Raw genomic sequence first — 15431 nt, forward strand, 5'->3', positions numbered from 1 at the left:
ACCAGATAGCGGGCCGCGATCGGGAGACCACGCCCTTGCCTGCCGCCATTATAGGGCCGCCGGGTTCACCCGCAAATCATGACGTGCGGCAATCAGGTCCGCCACAATGGCAATGGCGATTTCCGCCGGCGTCTTGCTGGGAATGTCGACGCCCACGGGTGCCTTCAGCCGTGCCACCGTCTCGGGTGCCAGGCCCAGCGCCAACAGCCGGGCCCTCCGTGCCTCAGTGGTGACGCGCGAGCCCATGGCTCCGACGTAGAAGGCGGGAGACGGCAGGGCGGCCATCAAGCCCAGATCGTCCACCCTGGGATCATGGGCCAGGGCCAGAACCGCGCACCAGCGATCCTGAAAGGCTTCGGCCACCAGGTCATCCGGCAGCCGGCGCAGCAACGGTATGTGGCCGTGGGACCAGCCGTCGGCAAATGCCTGTCGGGGTTCGCACAGGGTCACCGAAAATTCCGCCGCCAAGGCGAACTCGGCCACATACCGGGCGACCTCGCCGGCACCGATCAGCAGCACCCGACAGTCGGGTTGCAGATTATGGCGCAGCCACCGGCCATCGAACGCCAGCCGCTCGCGGGGCCGGCGCTCCGGTTCCGACAGCCGCCGTTCGCCGTCAAGACTGACCGCCCGCAGTACCGGCCGCCGTTCATGCAGGGCCGTCAGTAAGGCCTGCACATGGCCCAGGTCCCCGGTCGGTGACAGCGGCTCGACCAGCAGCCGGATGTGGCCACCGCACGGCAACCGGAAGCGGGTCCGATCCGGCTCGCGAATGCCGTAATCCAGCAGCCACGGCCGGTCGGGACAGTCCGACGCCCCCTGTCGCAACAGGCTTTCCTCGAGACAGCCCCCCGACACCGAACCACTCCACTCACCCCGGTCGGAGATGGCCAGCCACGCGCCTTGCGGACGGGGCGAGGAGCCCCAGGTCGCCACCACCGTGGCCAGCCAGGCCCGCTGCCCCTGACTGAGCCAGCGAGCCAGGTCGGCAATGACGGAGACCGGCCCCGCCCGCTCCAGCTCAGGCATCGGCCCGCAGCGGCAGCGACCGCTGGCGTTTACCGGTGAGCGCGAACAGGGCGTTGCCCAAAGCGGGAATAACCGGGGGGACGCCCGGCTCCCCCACCCCGGTCGGGGGCTCGCCCCTGTCGAGTATCGACACCGTGACCCGGGGCCGCTCGTCATGGCGCAGTAACCGGTAGTCGTGGAAATTGCTCTGCTGTGCCTGCCCCCGCACCCGGGTGATGTTGCCATGCAGCGCCGCCGTCAAACCAAACACAATGCCCCCTCGATCTGGTCCTCCGCCAGGGCGTAGGCCAGCTCATCCATGAAGGTTTCCACCGCGAAGCCGTTGTGGGAGTACCCCACCGAACGCCACCAAGTAATGGGAACGCCGGGATCGACGTGAGTGTGCCGGATGTCGATGTGCGGCACCTGATAGGGGTAGTCGACCGCGCCCTCGATGGCCTCGATCATCCGGCCGTAGGTACCACAGCGACACAGATTGCCCGACATCACCGTGGCAATGTCCTCCCGGCTGGGTGCGGGATTGGTGGCCAGCAGGTGCGCGGCGGTCATCAGCTGGCCGGACTGGCAGTACCCGCACTGTGGTACGGAATGCTCGATCCAGGCCTGCTGCAGGGGATGCAGCCGGTCATCCCGGGACAGCCCCTCAACGGTGGTCACCGCCGAACCCGTCGCACCCATATTTACTTGATGATTTCCTTGCCGTCCTGGTTTACCCAGATCTTGCGCTCACCGTTTTCCAGCCGGCCATTGCTGTTCCAGATTTCCCGATCTTCAGTGGTTCGCCCCAGTTTTCCGTTGTCGTCCCAGATCACGCGGTCCTGACAGCCCGCCAGAGCGACCACGGCCAATACCACTACTCCCAGGGTTCTGAGCACACTTACCTCCTGATATTCACGATGAAATTCCGGCATCTGCCTGCCGGGCGTTGATAAACCGGCGCCTAGCGGCTGCCGTGAAGCTCACGATTGTGCTGCTTGTCCCGTTCACTTTTTCGAACCATGACATAGACCGCCCCGGTCCCGCCATGGTGCTTTTGGGCCGAATGAAAGGCCAGCACCGCATCCAGCTCGGTCAACCACTTGGCGAGGTAACTCTTAAGCTGGGCAATGCCGTCAGGGTTCCGCTCGCCCTTGCCATGCAGGATGATCACCGAGCGGAGACCGTAGCGAACACAATCGTTAATGAAATCGAACACTTCCTTTCTGGCCTGGGCCACGGTCATGCGGTGCAGGTCCAGGCGCGCTTCGATGGGATACTGGCCCAGGCGCAGCTTGCGGAACACGCCATGCTGGACGCCCGGCCGCTGCCAGCTGAGAATGTCATGGGCCCCGAGCGGCTCCACGACGTCCGCGGTCAGCGGGTTGCGATCCAGGGCCGGCGCCGCCACGGCGGACCGCTGCCGCTCCAGGTGACCCGGCGTCAGCTCCCGTGGCACCGGAGTCTCGACTCGGTTAGGCTTGCGGATACGCCGGACGCCCTTCATCTCTTCCAGGAAAGCCAGGCGCTCTTCTTTACTGGTCATGGTTTGCTTCGTTCGATACCAATGGATGCCAGCACTTTACCACCGGCCCGATTTGCCTTAAAGAAGCGGCATCGGCAGCTCTGCCTGCGACCAAGATCGTAGGGCCCCGCCGGGGGCCCTGGACTACACTCAGGCAGACAACAAGAACGATACGATGGACCTCCAACAATGGCAGCGAACCCGGACAACAACCGCCCCCAGAACACCCGTGCAATCATGGCATTTCTGCGGGAGCACGCCCCGTTCTCCAACATGGACGACGCCCACCTGGCGCATTTCGCCGAGCATGCCGCCCTGCGTTTCTATGCCGACGGTGACACGGTGCTGTCTCCGGACGACGGGGTGGTGAAACGGTTCTATGTGGTCAAGCAGGGGCGGATCCGGGGCGAACGCGTGAACGAAAAGGAAGGCCGCACCGAGACCACCTTCGAAATCAGCCAGGGCGAATGCTTTCCCCTGGCAGCGCTGATCGGTGAACGCCCCACCCGGACCCTGCACCGGGCGGACGGCGACACTTTCTGTCTGAGTATCGAGCAGGATGCCTTCATTACGCTGTTTTCCGAAAGCGAGCCGTTCCGGGACTTCTGCCTGCGGGGGGTCAGCAGCCTGCTGGACCAGGTGAACCAGCGCATCCAGTCCAGCGCCATGGCGTCCATCGGGTCCAGCAACTCCCTGGACACCCCCCTGGAACGCTACGCCCTGCGCAACCCCATCGTCTGCTCGCCGGACCTGCCGGTGCGCAAGGCGGTGGCACGCATGCACGAGAACAACGTGGGCAGCATCATCATCACGGACGACAACCGGCACCCCAAGGGCATCTTCACGCTGCGGGACCTGCGCACCCTGGTGGCGGAAGAAAAAGCCCCCTTGGACGTTCCGATCCAGCAGGTGATGACCCCGGATCCGTGCCGGCTGCCGGCTCACGCCGATGCCTTCGAGGCCGCCATGCTGATGGCCGAGCACCACTTTGCCCACCTGTGCGTGGTCGATGACGAGGAACGGCTGATCGGCGTGGTATCCGAGCGGGATCTGTTCTCCCTGCAGCGGGTGGACCTGGTCAACCTGGCCCGCACCATCGGTACCGCCACCCATTTGCGGACGCTGGTCAGCCTGCGCAGCGACGTATCCCGGCTGGTGGACGCCATGCTCGCCCACGGCGCCGACTCCGGGCAGGTGGTGAAGATCATCACCACGCTCAACGACGTCACCGTGCGCCGGGTGCTGGAACTCAACCTTAAGCGAAATGACCCGGGGATTCCCTTCACCTGGCTGACGTTCGGTTCCGAGGGGCGGCAGGAGCAGACCCTGCTGACGGACCAGGATAACGGCATCCTGTTCCAGACCCCGGACGGCATGACCGAGGACGAAGTCCGGGAACGCCTGCTGCCCTTCGCCCAGAACGTCAACAAGGAACTGGCGGAGTGCGGATTCACCCTGTGCAAGGGGAACATCATGGCCAGCAATCCGAAACTGTGCCTGAGCGAACGGGAGTGGGACGAGTGGTTCATCCGTTTCATCGATGCCTCCACCCCCCAGAATCTGGTCTATTCCTCCATTTTTCTGGACATGCGTGCGGTGTTCGGACCCACCGAGCCCCTGCACAACCTGCTGGAAAAAGTGCTCACCCGCATCCGCAAGAACGCACTGTTCCAGAAAATGCTGGCAGGCAACGCGCTGCAACGCCGGCCGCCGCTTACGGTGTTCCGGGGCTTTCGCTACGTTAACGACGGCAACAAACACGCTCTGGACCTCAAGCGCCAGGGCCTGGCGCCGTTCGTGGAGGCCGTCCGGGTGTTCGCCCTTGCCCATGGCGTGGAAACCGCCAACACGCTGGAGCGCATGGACGCCCTGGCCAGGAAAGGGGTGTTTGACGCCAAGGACGCCAACGCCTGGAAGGAAGCCTACAGCCTGATTCAGGCCATTCGCATGCGGGCCCACCAGGAAATGCTCAACCGCGGAGAAGCGCTGACCAACTACATCGACCCAGACGATCTCAACCCGTTGGATCGACGCATCCTCCGGGAGTCTTTCCGCCAGGCGCAGCGGCTTCAGCAGAAGCTGGAAGTCGCCTATCAACTGTGATGCACACGCTATGCTGGAACGACTCAAACACTGGCTGAACGGCCGGCGCGGCCCCGGCACGGACCCGGACGGCCGCAACCTGCCCCAGCCCAAGAGCCCCGGCGATCAACGCCTGTCGGATTGCCGCCTGATCGTGCTCGACCTGGAAACCACCGGCCTCAATGTCGCCAAAGACGAGGTGATTGCCATCGGCGCGGTGGCGATTGCCGGAGGCGTCATTCCCCTCGACGACCAGTTCGACCTGATTCTGCGACGTCCCGAGCTGGATATCCGCGAGACGGTGCTGATTCACGGCATCGGCCCGGAAGCCCTGACCCAAGGCCATGAAACCGAGGATGCCCTACTGCATCTGCTGGATTGGATGAACGGCGACCCGGTGCTGGCCTATCACTCGGCCTTCGACCAGAAGTTTCTGGAGAAGACGCTCCGAAAAACCCTGGGCTACAGCCGCCCCCACACCTGGATGGACGTGGCCGACCTGCTGCCGGCGTTCTTCCCCGACGCCAAGCCCGGTGGCAAGGGCCTCGACCACTGGGCCGAGTACTTTGGTCTGGAGGTGAGCGAGCGCCACCACGCCGCCGCCGACGCGCTGGCCACCGCGGAACTGACACTGATCGCCTTGAACAAGGCAAACAAGGACGGCGTGAAGACTCTCAAAGAGCTGAACAACAAACTTCGGTATCACCGTCGTCTGCAAAACATGCACCGGTTCTGAACCCAAACCTGCGTCACAGAAACGGCCGTCGGGCAGGCAAATGACTGAGAATTAGACCTTTTGCCAATATCTATAAATTGCTTGACCAGTAAAGTCGGGAGAGACGACAGTCGGAGAAGTACTTATATGAATAATAAATTCTCTACCCGAAGCACCTCACCGGAAAACCACCCAAGCTCTACAACAACAACCAAGGAGTGATCCTATGTCAGGTCATAGCTACGACGCTGAAAACTACTGGAAGGCGAACCTCCGCCTGATATTCGGATGCCTGATCGTGTGGGCGCTCGTCTCGTACGGCTTCGCGATCCTGCTCCGTCCACTGCTGGCCGGCATTTCCATCGGAGGGACCGATCTCGGTTTCTGGTTTGCCCAGCAAGGCTCGATCCTTACCTTCATCGCTCTGATCTTTTTCTACGCCTGGCGCATGAACAAGATCGACGAACAATTCGGCGTACACGAGGAGTAAGGACGCATGAGCCAGTTTGCGATCAACATCATTTTCGTTGGGGGATCCTTCCTCCTCTACATCCTCATTGCTATTTGGGCAAAAGCAGGTAGCACCAAGGATTTCTACGTCGCCGGCGGCGGCGTTCACCCGGTCACCAACGGTATGGCGATCGGTGCCGACTGGATGTCCGCGGCATCCTTCATTTCCATGGCGGGCCTGATCGCCGCCGGGGGCTACTCCAACTCCACCTTCCTGATGGGCTGGACCGGTGGCTACGTGCTGCTGGCGCCGTACCTGCGGAAGTTCGGCAAGTTCACCGTGCCCGAGTTCATCGGTGACCGCTTCTACAGCAAGAATGCCCGACTGGTGGCGGTTATCTGCCTGATCGTGGCATCGGTGACCTACGTTATCGGCCAGATGGCCGGTGCCGGCGTCGCCTTCTCCCGGTTCCTGGAAGTGGATTCCACCATGGGCCTGATCATCGCCGCGGTGGTGGTGTTCGTCTACGCCGTACTGGGCGGCATGAAGGGGATCACCTACACCCAGGTGGCTCAGTACTGCGTACTGATCGTCGCCTACACCATCCCGGCGGTGTTCATCTCCCTGCAACTGACCGGCAACCCGCTGCCGCCGCTGGGCCTGTTCTCCACTCACATCGATTCCGGCATGCCCATTCTGGAGAAACTGAACCAGGTCATTACCGATCTCGGTTTCAACTCCTATACCGCGGACATCGACAACAAGCTGAACATGGTTCTGTTTACCCTGTCGCTGATGATCGGTACCGCCGGTCTGCCCCACGTCATCATCCGGTTCTTCACCGTACCCAAGGTGGCTGACGCACGCTGGTCCGCCGGCTGGGCCCTGGTGTTCATCGCCCTGCTGTACCTGACCGCCCCGGCCGTGGCGTCCATGGCCCGCCTGAACCTGATGACCACCATCTATCCGGATGGCACCGACGCCGCGCCGATCCTGTACGAAGACCGGCCGAACTGGGTCAAGGAGTGGGAGATCACCGGCCTGATCAAGTTCGAGGACAAGAACAACGACGGCCGCATCCAGCTCTACAATGACACCCCGGCTTACCAAGCCGAAGCCGAAGCCCGCGGCTGGGCCGGCAACGAGCTGACCGTCAACCGGGATATTCTGGTTCTGGCCAACCCGGAAATCGCCAACCTGCCCGGCTGGGTCGTGGGCCTGATCGCCGCGGGCGGTCTGGCGGCGGCGCTGTCCACGGCTGCGGGTCTGTTGCTGGCCATTTCCTCGGCGGTCAGCCATGACCTGATCAAGGGTTCGATCAACCCCAACATCTCGGAAAAAGGCGAACTGCTGGCCGCCCGGATCTCCATGTCGGTCGCCATCGTGGTCGCCACCTACCTGGGAGCCAACCCGCCGGGCTTCGCCGCCCAGGTCGTGGCCCTGGCCTTCGGTATCGCGGCCGCCTCGCTGTTCCCGGCCCTGATGATGGGGATCTTCTCCAAACGGGTGAACAACATCGGCGCCATCGCCGGCATGCTGACCGGCCTCGCCTTCACGCTGATCTACATCTTCGTGTACAAGGGCTGGCTGTTCATCCCTGGCACCAACAACTTGCCGGACACTCCCGATAACTGGGTCATGGGCATTTCGCCGCTGTCGATCGGAGCCATTGGTGCCATCGTCAACTTTGCGGTAGCCTTCGTGGTATCCAATGTTACGGAAGAGCCGCCCGTTGAAATCCAGGAGCTGGTCGAAAGCGTCCGTTACCCGCGGGGTGCCGGTTCCGCTCACGACCACTAAGAAACAACTCAGCCGGACTCATTGAGTTTGGCGGGAGGTTGAACCTGAACGGGCTTCCTCATCGAGGGAGCCCGTTCTTTTTTGAGGAAAGTAGAAGTATGTTCTGGACCTTTATCGCCACGATATTTTGCGGCCTCGGCGCCGCCGGCATCGCCCTCGGCATCCGCGCCGCTACCCGCAACAAGGCGCCCCGCTGGATCATTCCCGTCTTTGCCGGCGCCGGCATGCTCGGCTACCTGATTCAGGGCGAATACACCTGGTATGAGCACAAGAAATCCCTGCTGCCGGAGGAAGCGGTGATCGTCAGTACTGAAAGCGACGGCATTCTGTGGCGGCCCTGGACCTTTGCCTTCCCGTATGTGACGGCCTTCTCCGCCGTCGACACCCAAAGCATCAGCCGGGATACCCGCGATGCGAACATCGTGCGGTTTACGCTCTACCGTTTTGAGCAGAAAATGACCGACGCCGTCTCGCACCGGGTCCACCTGATGCACTGCGGGACCCGGGAGCTGGTGCCACTCGGTTCCGACGGCACGCCCAGGGTGGACAACATGAAAGTCCTGCCGGCTCAGGATCCGCTGGTCCAGACGGTCTGCCGGTCCTGACGCCGTGACGGTCCCGAGACCTTTGACGGCTATCGTGAGTAAAACGCGCCATGATTAGCGCCTGGCTGCTGATTTTAATCTCCATCACCTACATTTCCGTTCTGTTCGTCATTGCCTGGGCGGGCGACCGGCACCCGGGGCTGTATCGCCGCAGGCTGGCGCGTACCCACGTCTACGCCCTGTCGCTGGCGGTCTACTTCACCTCCTGGACCTTTTACGGAGCGGTCGGACGGGCCACTCAGGAAGGGCTCGGGTTTCTGCCCATTTACCTCGGCCCATTACTGGTGTTCGTCTTCGGCACACCGCTGCTGCGCCGGATCATCTACATCAGCAAGCGCAACAACAGCACCTCGATCGCCGACTTCATCGCTTCCCGCTACGGTAAATCGCAGCTGCTGGCGGCGATGATCGCCACCTTCGCCCTGATCGGCAGCGTTCCCTACATCGCGCTGCAGCTCAAGGCCATCGCCATGGGCTTCAACATCCTGTCGGACACGGGGCAGGACTATCGCACCATGAGCTCCGCCGCCTGGAACGATTCCGCCTGGTACATCACCCTGGCCCTGGCGGTCTTCACCGTGCTGTTCGGGACCCGGCATCTGGAGTCCACGGAACACCACCGGGGCATGATTCAGGCCGTTGCCTTCGAGTCGCTGATCAAGCTGGTCGCCTTTGTGGCGGTCGGCCTGTTCGTGGGTTACGGCATGTTCAACGGCTTTGGCGACCTGCTTGGGCAGGCCCGGGACGCGGACCTGCTGGGTGTGCTGACCACCGACCACGTGGAGATGCCCGCCTTCCTGACCCAGACCCTGGTGGCCATGCTCGCCATTATCTGCCTGCCCCGCCAGTTCCATGTCATGGTCGTGGAGAACACCGACCACCGCGACTTCGATGTGGCCCGCTGGGCCATGCCGATCTATCTGGTGGTGGCCAGCGCATTCGTGCTGCCCATCGCCGCGGCCGGCCTACTGATGCCGGAGGCACCCTACAGCAACCCGGACATTCTGATCCTGCAGCTGCCCATCCTGGCCGGTGAAGAGTGGCTGGCGATCCTGGCGTTCCTGGGCGGGGGTTCCGCCGCCGCCATGGTCATCGTCTGCTCGGTGGCCATCGCCACCATGGTCAGCAACGAGATCATCATGCCGGCTCTGTTGAAGTTTTTCCGGCCGGGCATGAACCGGCGCAATGACCTCAGCTACCTACTGCTGAGCATCCGCCGGGTGGCCATCTTTGTGGTCCTGCTCACCGCCTACGGTTTCTACCGCATGGCGGGCGAAGACTACAGCCTGACCGCGTTCGGCCTGCTTTCTTTCGCCGCCGCGGCGCAATTCGGGCCGGCCCTGGTGGGGGGCATCGTCTGGCGCCGGGGCAACTACACCGGCGCGGTGTGGGGACTGGGTCTGGGGTTCCTGATGTGGTGTTACACCCTGCTGCTGCCCGCGCTGGCCACCACCGGTTGGGTGGCCGACAGCCTGGTCCGGGAGGGCATCTGGGGGCTCGCCTGGACCCGGCCTACGGCGCTGTTCGGCTTGGAACTGGACCAGACCAGCCACGGCATTGTCTGGAGCCTGGGCGTCAACACCGTCACCTACATCGTCCTGTCGATGCTTACCCGGCAGCGGGTTCGGGAGAAAATCCAGATTGCGTCGTTCTTCCATGACCCCCAACCCAAGCCGGAGACCGCCCATCACCAGAGCTGGCAGGGGGAGATCCTGACCTCCGACCTGCAGGCTCTGACCGACCGCTTCATGGGCGAGGAGCGCTCGGAAGCTGTATTCCGCAACTACGAACGCCGCAACGCCATCCGCCTTCATCCGCACCGGCCCGCCTCCACCCACCTGATGAAATACGTGGAGCGGCAGCTGGCCTCGGTGATCGGCGCCTCCACCGCCCGCGTGGTGATGGAGTCCACCCTCACCGGCCGGGACATGCAGATCGAGGACGTGGTCAGCATCGTCGACGAGGCCTCTCAGGCGATGACGTTCAGCCGGGAACTGCTGCAGTCGGCCATCGAGAACATCAGCATCGGCGTGTCGGTGGTCAACCACCAGCAGCAGCTGGTGGTCTGGAACCACCGGTATCTGGAGCTGTTCAACTATCCCAAAGGATTTGTCCGGGTTGGCCGGCCGGTGGAAGACCTGATGCGTTATAACCTGACCAACGCCAACCTGTCGGCACGACGGATCGACGAAATCATTGCCGACCGGCTGGCCAGCATGCGCGAAGGCAAGCCCATGTCCTATGAGCGACAGCGACCGGACGGCACCGTGGTGCGCATCGACGGCAGCCCGATGCCCGGCGGAGGTTACGTCACCACGTTCCAGGACATCACTGCGATGCGCCGCACCGAACAGGCCCTGAAGGAAACCAACATCTACCTGGAACAACGGGTCAAGGAACGGACCCAGGAACTCCAGGTGATCAATGAACAGATGCTCAAGGCCAAGTCGGTGGCCGAACAGGCCAACCAGAGCAAGACCCGCTTCCTGGCCTCCGCCAGTCACGACCTGCTGCAGCCGCTGAACGCCGCGCGCCTGTTCACCTCCGCCCTCGCCGGCAAGGCCACCGACAGCGAAATGAAGGACTTGGTGAATCACATCGACAGCTCCCTGGGGGCCGCCGAGGAGATCATCAGCACCCTGCTCGACATTTCCAAGCTGGATGCCGGCGCCCTTGAGCCGGATATCGGCGTGTTCCCCGTCAACGAGCTGCTCCGGCACCTGGCCACGGAGTTCTCCGCCATCGCGCAGGATCAGGGATTGGAGCTCCATGTCGTGCACAGCAGCGCCTGGATCCGTTCCGATGCCAAACTGCTGCGCCGGGTGGTGCAAAACTTCCTGTCCAATGCCATCCGCTACACCCCCCACGGCAAGATTTTGCTGGGCTGTCGCCGCCTCAAGGGGTTCATCCGCATCGAGGTGTGGGACACCGGCCCCGGTATCCCGGAAGACCAGCTGACCCAGATCTTCGAGGAGTTCCGTCGCTTCCAGCAGGGCCGCGACAAGAAAGGACTGGGGCTGGGCCTGGCCATCGTCGACCGGATCAGCGGTATGCTCAATCACCCGGTCAGCGTCCACTCGGTCCAGGGCCGGGGCAGCGTCTTTGGCGTCACAGTCCCCACCGCGCCGCCTGAACAGGCCAGCCAGAGCCAGGACCGACCGTCGACAACGGCCTCCCGCCGGGTCTCCAACTTGGTTGGTTTGCATGTCCTGTGCATCGACAATGATCCCACCATCCTCCAGGGCATGGTCGCCCTGCTGAGCAACTGGCAGTGCGAGATTACCGCTGCGGAAAGCCTTGAGGATGCCCTGGCGAAGCTGGACGGCCGACAACCGGACATCATGCTGGCAGACTACCAGCTGGACGAGAACAAGAACGGACTGGACGCGATGGACAGCCTGCGAGCCTCCATCTGTCATGACATTCCCGGCATACTGATCACCGGGTACATGGCCCCCGAGGTCCGGGAAGACGCGCTGGCCCGCAGCTACCAGATACTCTACAAACCGGTCAAACCCGCGGCGCTGCGGGCACTTGTCAATAAACTCCTGAAACAGATGCGCTCATGACAGATTCAAGCCAAACCGCCGGAACCAACCTGTTCGCCAAACTGAGTTTCCTGGTGGTGGACGACTTCGAGAACTTCCGGCTGTCCATGCGGCAAATGCTGCGTAGCTGCGGCGCCGACCGGATTGAGCTGGTCGCCCATGCCACGCCGGCCATTCAGTACTGCACCTACAACCATGTGGATGTCGTGCTGTGTGACTACAACCTGGGCGAGGGCAAGAACGGTCAGCATGTCCTGGAAGAGCTGCGTCACAAGAAGCTGCTCAAACGTTCGTCGCTGTTCCTGATGGTCACGGCGGAAACCTCCAAGGAAATGGTTATGGGGGCCCGGGAATACCAACCCGACAGCTACCTGACCAAGCCCATCAACCGGGCCATGCTGGAAAAGCGCCTGGGGGCCCTGCTGCTGCAGCGCAGCGCGCTTCTACCCATCTACCGCGAGCTGGATCGGGAGAATCTGCCGGAAGCCATCACATTGTGCCTGCAAATGCTCCCCAAACAGCCCAGGTACAAAACTTGGCTGATGAAGACCCTGGGCGATCTCTATTTTCAGCTGGGCGACCTGTCCCACGCCCTCAAGACCTATGACGACGTGCTGGCGCAACGGGAAATTTCCTGGGCACGTCTGGGGCGGTGCCGGGTGCTGCTTGCCAATCATCAGTACGACGAGGCGGTCGAGGGGCTCAAGCTGCTGATCGAAAAACACCCGGATTATATGGAAGCCTACGACCTGCTCGCGGAGGGTCTGGAAAAGCAGGGCAAACCCGCCCGGGCCCAGAAGGTTCTGGAGCAGGCCGCCAGGCACTCCCCCAACGCCCTGCTCCGGCAGCGCCACCTGGCAGAACTGGCCGGAGCCAATCAGGATATGGACACCGCCTACCAAGCCTGGAAGCAGACAGTGATACTGGGCACCTATTCGATCCACGACAGCAGCCGGCACTACCTGGCACTGGCGCAGACCCTGACGGATCTCAGTGACGATCCCGACAATGACACCGCCTCGGATCGGGCTGACGAAGCCCTGGAAGTCCTCGGCCGAATGGAAAAACGGTTCGCCGAGGAACCGGAACTCAAACTCCGCGGCGACCTGGTCCGCTGCCGAGTCCATGCCGGACAGGGACGCATGAACGAAGCCAGCCAACTTCTGGAACAATTGAAGCCAGCCCTGGGTGAGGCCGACAACCTGCAACCGGAGATGGGGCTGGAATATGCCCGGACCCTGTTCCGGCTCGGCCAGGGCGCTGAGGCCAAGGTATTACTGGGCAACCTTGCCGAGCGCTTTGCCTCCGACCCGGCCATCCTGCAGAAGATCGAAAACCTGCTGGACGAACCGGTCGGTTTCCGCCAGAAGCTGAAAGCCCGGGCCCTGAACCGGGATGGCATCCAGGCGTTTGAAAGCGGAGATCTGACCGGGGCAGCGGAAGCCTTTCGACAGGCCCTCGCCATCGTCCCCGACCACGCGGCCCTGAACCTCAACTTGGTGCAGGTTCTGGTCAAGGAGTACGAACACCAGCCGCAGCGGCGGGAGCACCTGCAGGAGTGCCAGCGCCTGCTGCAGCGGCTCGCCAACCTGCCGGAGCAGCATCGCCAGCACCGGCGCTACAAAGCCCTCCTGAGGAAGATAGAAGGCCTGACATCATGAGCGATGAGAACAAGCAGAACATCGACTTTTCCATGGTGCTCGCATCCGCGGTCCATGACATGAAAAACTCCCTGGGCATGCTTCTCAACTCACTCGATGAGCTGCGTACGGAGTATCAGGACAGCCTGGGAACCTCCAAGCGCTTCAATACCCTGCACTATGAAGCCGAACGCATGCACAACGACTTGGTGCAGCTACTTGGCATCTACCGGCTGGGCGAGAACAACCTGTCCGCCCACATCGACGAGCACTTCGTTCCGGACTTCCTGAACGAGCACCTCGCCAGACACACACCGCTGCTTGAGGGCCTGGGGATCCAGTATCAAGTGGCATCGGAGGATATCAGCGGCTTCTTCGATGAGGATCTGCTCACCGGTGTCCTCAACAACACCATCAACAACGCCATTCGCTACACCCGGACCCTGATCCGGCTGACCGCCCGGGAGGAAGACGGTTACCTGGTTATTGGCGTGGAGGACGACGGACAGGGCTATCCCGAGAGCATGCAGCACTCAGGCACACTGAGCTTCAAGTCCCTGGATTTCAAAAGCGGCAGCACCAGTCTCGGGCTTTTCTTCGCCTCATCCGTCGCCAAGCTCCATACGGAAGGCGACCGGACGGGGTTCATCCGGCTACGCAATGGCGGCAGTCTCGGGGGCGGGGTGTTTGAAATCTGGCTACCCTAACACGGGCCTGGAGCGTTCATCCCTGCGACGACGGTCCCATGGTCATGATCGTCGCGGTCATCGTGGCCACGGGTTTCTGCTCGCCGTACTCAGGGCTGTACAGCGCCGCCTCCACCACGGAAATCGTCCTGCCGGCTTTCACCACCGTCGCCTTGGCGGTAAAGACATCGCCCTTGGCCGGTCGCAACAGGTTGACCTTGAATTCCACGGTCAACACATCCGCGTCCGGCGGCATCAGGGTGTATGCCGCATAACCACAGGCACTGTCCAGGATGGTGGCCACGATACCTGCATGGACGTAACCGTTTTGCTGGGTGTAGCGGGGGGCAAAGGGGAAACGGATGGATACCGCTCCCGGCTCCTGAATACTCAACGCCGCGCCCAGAGTATGCATCACCGCCTGACGGCCAAAACTCTCGTGGGTTCGGATCTCATAGTCCGGATCTTGGGGTGTCATCTTGTCATGTCCTTTCACTCAAACGGGTGCCCCTCTCCCCTTGGCGCTGAAGCATGGCCCATAGGGACGGGAATGGCGACGGTCATTCGTTCTCCGGCATGAAGATCAGGTCCGTGACCCCGAAGTCCAGCCCCTGCTGAGAAAGAGCCGCGGTGACCTGGCCACGATGGTGGGTCTGGTGATTAAAAAAATGGACAATGGCCCGGGAAAAATTCACCCGTCTATCCGCACGGTCTGCCAGACTGACGTAGTGCAACCATTCGGGCGGTGGCGATAACACCAGAGTACGGGCCCATGCGCTGATATCCTGGTCGGTTTGCTCCCGGGCCCGAGTCATCCGGGTAAAGTCGCGGCACAGCTCCTCGGTCAGGCTGGTCACCGGCGAAGGCTGACCGGCAAAACGCGCCAGCCACATCCGGTCACAGACCAGCAGATGGTTCAGAGTACCGTAGATCGACCCGAAAAACAGGCCTCGTTCCTCACGCAACTGCTGCTCCGTCAACGTTCCGGCCACAGAGTAAAGGCGCTCGTTCATCCATCGGTTGTAACGGGCCATCGTGGTGGCGTAGCAGCCAATATCCAATGTCATGTCCCCCTCCTGCCACACGCGCTGTCAATCAAGCCACTCGTCTTGCCCGTCAAACGTTCAAATCAGGCAAATGGGATTTGACGTATGGAACGGGGCGTAAGAACAGGTTAGATCTTTTCGAGAGGGGGAACAGATACAGCCGGTGCGGAAACAACAGGTACAGATACCGCTCGTGAGCGGAGATGGGCATGGCAAATGAACAAACTGCAGCCAATAAAAAACCCCAGCATCGACGATCCTGGGGTTAGGGATTAGCAGCCTGACGATGACCTACTCTCGCATGGGCCATGCCACACTACCATCGGCG

General features: G+C 62.2%; 15 protein-coding genes. 8 read left to right on the forward strand and 7 right to left on the reverse strand.

Features of this window, described 5'->3' with window-relative positions; all coding sequences use genetic code 11:
• Positions 1-48: 48 nt before the first annotated feature.
• The 5 genes from BTO32_RS15935 to smrA form a co-directional block, all read right to left on the reverse strand.
• Positions 49-1029 carry an XdhC family protein gene (locus BTO32_RS15935; protein ID WP_245820366.1) on the reverse strand — a complete coding sequence of 327 codons (981 nt, stop codon included), beginning with the start codon at positions 1027-1029 and terminating at the stop codon, positions 49-51.
• On the reverse strand, positions 1022-1279 hold the full coding sequence (locus tag BTO32_RS17945) for a xanthine dehydrogenase family protein molybdopterin-binding subunit (protein ID WP_175618681.1): 258 nt from the start codon (positions 1277-1279) through the stop codon (positions 1022-1024). Before BTO32_RS17945 ends, BTO32_RS15935 begins: the two co-directional genes overlap by 8 nt.
• On the reverse strand, positions 1267-1707 hold the full coding sequence (locus BTO32_RS18260; RefSeq protein WP_076725654.1) for a (2Fe-2S)-binding protein: 441 nt from the start codon (positions 1705-1707) through the stop codon (positions 1267-1269). Before BTO32_RS18260 ends, BTO32_RS17945 begins: the two co-directional genes overlap by 13 nt.
• 2 nt (positions 1708-1709) lie before the next feature.
• Positions 1710-1904 carry a hypothetical protein gene (locus tag BTO32_RS15950; RefSeq protein ID WP_245820367.1) on the reverse strand — a complete coding sequence of 65 codons (195 nt, stop codon included), beginning with the start codon at positions 1902-1904 and terminating at the stop codon, positions 1710-1712.
• Positions 1905-1969: 65 nt separating this feature from the next.
• On the reverse strand, positions 1970-2551 hold the full coding sequence (gene smrA, locus BTO32_RS15955) for a DNA endonuclease SmrA (RefSeq protein ID WP_076725656.1): 582 nt from the start codon (positions 2549-2551) through the stop codon (positions 1970-1972).
• Between the two features lie 168 nt (positions 2552-2719).
• Between smrA and BTO32_RS15960 the strand changes: the two genes are divergently transcribed.
• From BTO32_RS15960 to BTO32_RS15995, 8 genes are all read left to right on the forward strand, one after another.
• On the forward strand, positions 2720-4633 hold the full coding sequence (locus BTO32_RS15960; RefSeq protein WP_076725657.1) for a putative nucleotidyltransferase substrate binding domain-containing protein: 1914 nt from the start codon (positions 2720-2722) through the stop codon (positions 4631-4633).
• 10 nt (positions 4634-4643) lie between these two features.
• Complete coding sequence (locus BTO32_RS15965) at positions 4644-5348, forward strand: 3'-5' exonuclease (protein WP_076725658.1); 705 nt, start codon at positions 4644-4646, stop codon at positions 5346-5348.
• Positions 5349-5553: 205 nt separating this feature from the next.
• Positions 5554-5817, forward strand: coding sequence for a DUF4212 domain-containing protein (locus BTO32_RS15970; RefSeq protein ID WP_076725659.1), 264 nt, complete (start codon positions 5554-5556; stop codon positions 5815-5817).
• A gap of 6 nt (positions 5818-5823) precedes the next feature.
• A complete protein-coding gene (locus tag BTO32_RS15975) occupies positions 5824-7578 on the forward strand; it encodes a sodium:solute symporter family protein (protein ID WP_076725660.1) in 1755 nt (584 codons plus the stop codon).
• Between the two features lie 98 nt (positions 7579-7676).
• Positions 7677-8183, forward strand: a complete 507-nt coding sequence (locus BTO32_RS15980) for a hypothetical protein (protein ID WP_076725661.1) — start codon at positions 7677-7679, stop codon at positions 8181-8183.
• 50 nt (positions 8184-8233) lie between these two features.
• Entirely contained in the window at positions 8234-11752 is a 3519-nt protein-coding gene (locus BTO32_RS15985; RefSeq protein ID WP_076725662.1) for a hybrid sensor histidine kinase/response regulator, read from the forward strand.
• Positions 11749-13392 carry a tetratricopeptide repeat protein gene (locus BTO32_RS15990; RefSeq protein WP_076725663.1) on the forward strand — a complete coding sequence of 548 codons (1644 nt, stop codon included), beginning with the start codon at positions 11749-11751 and terminating at the stop codon, positions 13390-13392. The genes BTO32_RS15985 and BTO32_RS15990 overlap by 4 nt, the downstream gene beginning before the upstream one ends.
• On the forward strand, positions 13389-14078 hold the full coding sequence (locus BTO32_RS15995; RefSeq protein ID WP_076725664.1) for a sensor histidine kinase: 690 nt from the start codon (positions 13389-13391) through the stop codon (positions 14076-14078). The genes BTO32_RS15990 and BTO32_RS15995 overlap by 4 nt, the downstream gene beginning before the upstream one ends.
• A 16-nt stretch (positions 14079-14094) precedes the next feature.
• Here BTO32_RS15995 and BTO32_RS16000 read toward each other — a convergent pair whose 3' ends face one another.
• Together BTO32_RS16000 and BTO32_RS16005 are read right to left on the reverse strand one after the other, a co-directional pair.
• Entirely contained in the window at positions 14095-14535 is a 441-nt protein-coding gene (locus BTO32_RS16000; RefSeq protein ID WP_076725665.1) for a PaaI family thioesterase, read from the reverse strand.
• 82 nt (positions 14536-14617) lie between these two features.
• On the reverse strand, positions 14618-15124 hold the full coding sequence (locus BTO32_RS16005; protein ID WP_076725666.1) for a DinB family protein: 507 nt from the start codon (positions 15122-15124) through the stop codon (positions 14618-14620).
• Positions 15125-15431 lie beyond the last annotated feature (307 nt).

Source organism: Marinobacter lutaoensis, assembly GCF_001981305.1.
In the GTDB taxonomy this organism is placed as follows: Bacteria; Pseudomonadota; Gammaproteobacteria; order Pseudomonadales; family Oleiphilaceae; genus Marinobacter; species Marinobacter lutaoensis.